Raw genomic sequence first — 3,496 nt, 5'->3', positions numbered from 1 at the left:
GCGAGTTGTCCTCGAAGCACTTCACCGTGCTGACCGGCCCGCTGAACTTCAGCCGGCCGCCGTAGTCGCGGAACACCGGCGGCAGCACGCGAAACGCGCCGTCGGTGTCGTTCTTGTGCGCATCGCACAGGTCGCAGGTGGCGAAATCGTTCGAGTGCTCGGTGCTCATGCAGTGACTTTCTTGATCGGGGGTTTCACATCTTCGCGCCGCGGCGGCAGCATCGTCTGGTGCTCGCGCGGGGTGTTCAGGATGATCGCGGTCGAGGTCTCGGTCAGCAGGCAGAACTTCGTGACGACGGCGTCGAGGTGCGCGACGTCGATCACCGCGATCTCGAGCAGCCAGCTGTCCTCGCCGGTCACGTTGTAGGCATTGACGACCTCGGGGCTCTGCTGCACCAGCTTGACGACGCGCGCGTACTCGGCGCGCCCCACCCGCATCACTGCGCGGATGCCGTAGCCCAGCTTGCCGAGGTCGACCGTCGCGCGGTAGCCGGTGATCACGCCGGCCGCCTCCAGCTTGCGCACCCGCTCGGTCACCGCCGGCTGGCTCAGGTGCACGCGACGGCCCAGTTCGGCCATCGTCAGCCGCGCATCGGCCTGCAGTTCGGCGAGGATGCGCGTGTCATGGGCGTCGATGTCAACGTTCAAGGCAAATCCTCCGAAAGTCCTTCAAACATAGCATGCGTTGCCTCGGTCGACCTTGTTTCTCGCATTCCATTGCGGCGCCCGCCTTCGTACGATGACGGCCTGATTTCTCGCGCCGAGCACCCTCATGTCCGCTTCTTCACCCACCGCCGCGATGCAACCCGAACGCCACGGCCCGCAGGCGCTGATCCTGCTGTGCCTGGCCGCCACCTGGCTCGTCTGGGGTTCCACCTACCTCGCGATCAAGTTCGCGCTGGTCAGCTTTCCGCCCTTCCTGCAGATGGGCTCGCGCTTCCTGTTTGCCGGCGTGCTGCTGATGGCGTGGATGCGCTGGCGCAGCGCGCCGTGGCCCAACCTCGTGCAATGGCGCAATGCGCTGGTGGTCGGCGCGCTGATGCTGGGCGGCGGCATGGGCGGCACCGCGTATTCGGAGCAGACCGTGGGCTCGGGCCTGGTGGTCGCGTTCATCGCGGTGGTGCCGCTGATGATCGCCGGGCTGAACCTGCTGTGGCGCGTGGTGCCGAGCCGCCTCGAGCTGCTGGGCATCGCGGTCGGGCTGGCCGGCGTGCTGATGCTGACGCAGGGCGCCGGCTTCCAGGCCTCGCCGGTCGGGCTGTTCGCGATCGCGACGGCCTGCCTCACCTGGTCGATCGGCAGCGTGCTGAGCCAGCGCAGCCTGCCGCTGGCCCCGGGCGCGACCGGCTTCGCCAGCGAGATGATCTGCGGCGGCGTCGTGCTGCTGCTGCTGGCTGCCGTCACCGGCGAGCAGATGCAGTGGCCGCCGGAACCGAAGGCGGTGGGCGCCTGGTTCTACCTGGTGGTGTTCGGCTCGCTGATCGCGTTCAACGCCTACATGGTGCTGCTGTCGAAGGCCAGCGCCGGGCTGGCGTCGAGCTACACCTTCGTGAACCCGGTGATCGCGATGCTGCTGGGCGTCGCGGTAGCCGGCGAGACCGTCACGCACTATGAATGGGCCGCCGCCGGCGTGGTGCTCGCGGGCGTCGTGCTGCTGCTCTGGAAGAAGTCCCGCTAAGCCTGTGCTGCAGCGGCTTCGCGCCGCCACAGCGTGAAGCGCTTCAGCTCGCGCGTGCTGACGGCGTTCAGCAGCTGCGCCTGGTCGAGCGGCCCGAGGTTCTGGGCCATCGCATCGAGCAGTTTCGTCGGCACCGCCTGCGCGTTCGAGACGACCAGCGCCTCGGCGTCGCTGTCGGGCTGCGTCATCAGCACGAAGAACAGGTCTTCGCCGAGCGGGCCGTCTTCGGTCGTCAGCACGTYGACCTGCCGGATGTCGGACCAGGCCAGGCGGCGCGTCGACGGCTCCTGCGGGTCGCCGGRCAGGCCGCTGCGGTGCACCAGGCCCCACGGGCTCACGTCGAGCGTGTCGTAGCCCGGCACCGCCACCTGCCGGCGCTGCGAGCGCAGCAGCGGCGGCAGCAGGCTCAAGGCCAGCAACAGCGCCCCCGGCCACCAACGCGCCTGCCCGGCCCAGGCCACCGCCAGCCAGACCAGCGAGACCGCGAGGCAGGCCCGCCAGACCCAGCGCTCTGCCGGCGTCGGTGCCGGCGTGGGATTGACGGGGAGAACTTTGTTCATCGGCAGCAATATATCGTTGGTATGACAACGGCGGTATGACATTGTCTTGAACAAGTCATCCGACAAATCCCTTCGCCCACGATCGCGATCAGGTTTTTCGGTCAGCTTCTCAGGCCTGGCCAAGGCGCCGTTTCGCCGCCTCGCGGATCGCCTGCAGGCTGCTGCGGCTGGTGCTGACATCGGCATCGAGTTTCAGGTGCAGCAGCGTCGGCCGGCCGCTGTCGAGCGCAGCGGCGAATGCCGGCCCGAAGCCGGCGGTGTCCGAGACACGTGCCGCGCGCCAGCCGAAGGCCTCGGCCAGTGCCGCGAAATCCGGGTTGAACAGGTCGCTGCCGCTGACGCGCCCGGGGTACTCGCGCTCCTGGTGCATGCGGATCGTCCCGTAGGTGCCGTTGTCGACGACGACGCTGATCAGCCGCTTCGCGCCGTAGCCGGTGGCGGTCGCCAGCTCCTGGCCGGTCATCAGGAAGTCGCCGTCGCCGGCGATGTTGACGACGGTGCGCTCGGGATACAGCAGCGCCGCGGCCACCGCGGCCGGCACGCCGTAGCCCATCGCGCCGGCGGTCGGCGCGAGCTGCGTGCGGCCGGCGTGCTGCATGCCGTGGTAGCGGCAGAAGCGGTGCAGCCAGCCGCTGTAGTTGCCGGCGCCGTTGGTGTAGACCGTATCGGCCGGCGCGAGGCGCTGGATGGTCTTGATGACCTCGGCCATGTCGAGCGGCTGCACCGCGCCGGCGACGTGGTTGGCCTCGTAGTCGGCATGCGCCGCGRCCGTCCACTCGCCCCAGGCCGGCTTGGTCGGCGCAGCCAGCGCTTCGAGCGCCTTCGCGGCGGCAGCCATCRACGACTGCAGCAGCAGGTCGGCGGCGTAGACGCGGCCGAGCTCCTCCGGCCCCGCATGGATGTGCACCAGCTTCTGCAGCGGCCGCGGCGCCTTCAGCAGCGTGTAGCCGCCGGTCGTCATCTCGCCCAGCCGCGCGCCGACGGCGATCACCAGGTCGGCCTCGCCGATGCGCCGCGCGAGCGCCGGGTTGATGCCGATGCCGACGTCGCCGGCGTAGTTGGCATGCCGGTTGTCGAACAGGTCCTGGAAGCGGAACGCGCAGCCGACCGGCAGGTTCCAGTTCTCGGCGAAGCGCTGCAGCGCCGCGCAGGCGGCCGCGTCCCAGCCGCTGCCGCCGGCGATCACGAACGGCCGCTCGGCGGCCATCAGCAGCGCGCGCAGGTCGCGCAGGCCGCCCGGCGCCGGCCAGGCGTGGGC

The 3,496-nt window shown here is 69.8% G+C and carries 4 protein-coding genes and 1 pseudogene; 1 reads left to right on the top strand and 4 read right to left on the bottom strand.

Going from position 1 to position 3,496, the window contains the following annotated elements; genetic code table 11:
* Both AC1D12_RS28195 and AC1D12_RS28190 read right to left on the bottom strand, forming a co-directional pair.
* Nucleotides 1-169 (bottom strand): annotated as a pseudogene (locus tag AC1D12_RS28195) (ribonuclease E activity regulator RraA); the annotation flags it as partial.
* Nucleotides 166-648 carry an Lrp/AsnC family transcriptional regulator gene (locus tag AC1D12_RS28190; RefSeq protein ID WP_047512060.1) on the bottom strand — a complete coding sequence of 161 codons (483 nt, stop codon included), beginning with the start codon at nt 646-648 and terminating at the stop codon, nt 166-168. The pseudogene AC1D12_RS28195 and the gene AC1D12_RS28190, both read right to left, overlap by 4 nt.
* A 151-nt stretch (nt 649-799) precedes the next feature.
* Between AC1D12_RS28190 and AC1D12_RS28185 the strand changes: the two genes are divergently transcribed.
* Complete coding sequence (locus AC1D12_RS28185) at nt 800-1,678, top strand: EamA family transporter (RefSeq protein WP_477844391.1); 879 nt, start codon at nt 800-802, stop codon at nt 1,676-1,678.
* Here the strand turns inward: AC1D12_RS28185 and AC1D12_RS28180 are convergent.
* Both AC1D12_RS28180 and AC1D12_RS28175 read right to left on the bottom strand, forming a co-directional pair.
* A complete protein-coding gene (locus tag AC1D12_RS28180) occupies nt 1,675-2,238 on the bottom strand; it encodes a hypothetical protein (RefSeq protein ID WP_477844389.1) in 564 nt (187 codons plus the stop codon). The genes AC1D12_RS28185 and AC1D12_RS28180 overlap by 4 nt on opposite strands.
* A 109-nt stretch (nt 2,239-2,347) precedes the next feature.
* Nucleotides 2,348-3,496, bottom strand: a 1,149-nt coding sequence (locus AC1D12_RS28175) for a thiamine pyrophosphate-dependent enzyme (RefSeq protein WP_477844387.1), incomplete at its 5' end; no start/stop codon positions are given.

This window comes from Rhizobacter sp. P1_G5, from assembly GCF_056405435.1.
The sequence above is the reverse complement of the archived record's forward strand: the minus strand, read 5'-3'. Positions and strand labels throughout refer to the sequence as shown.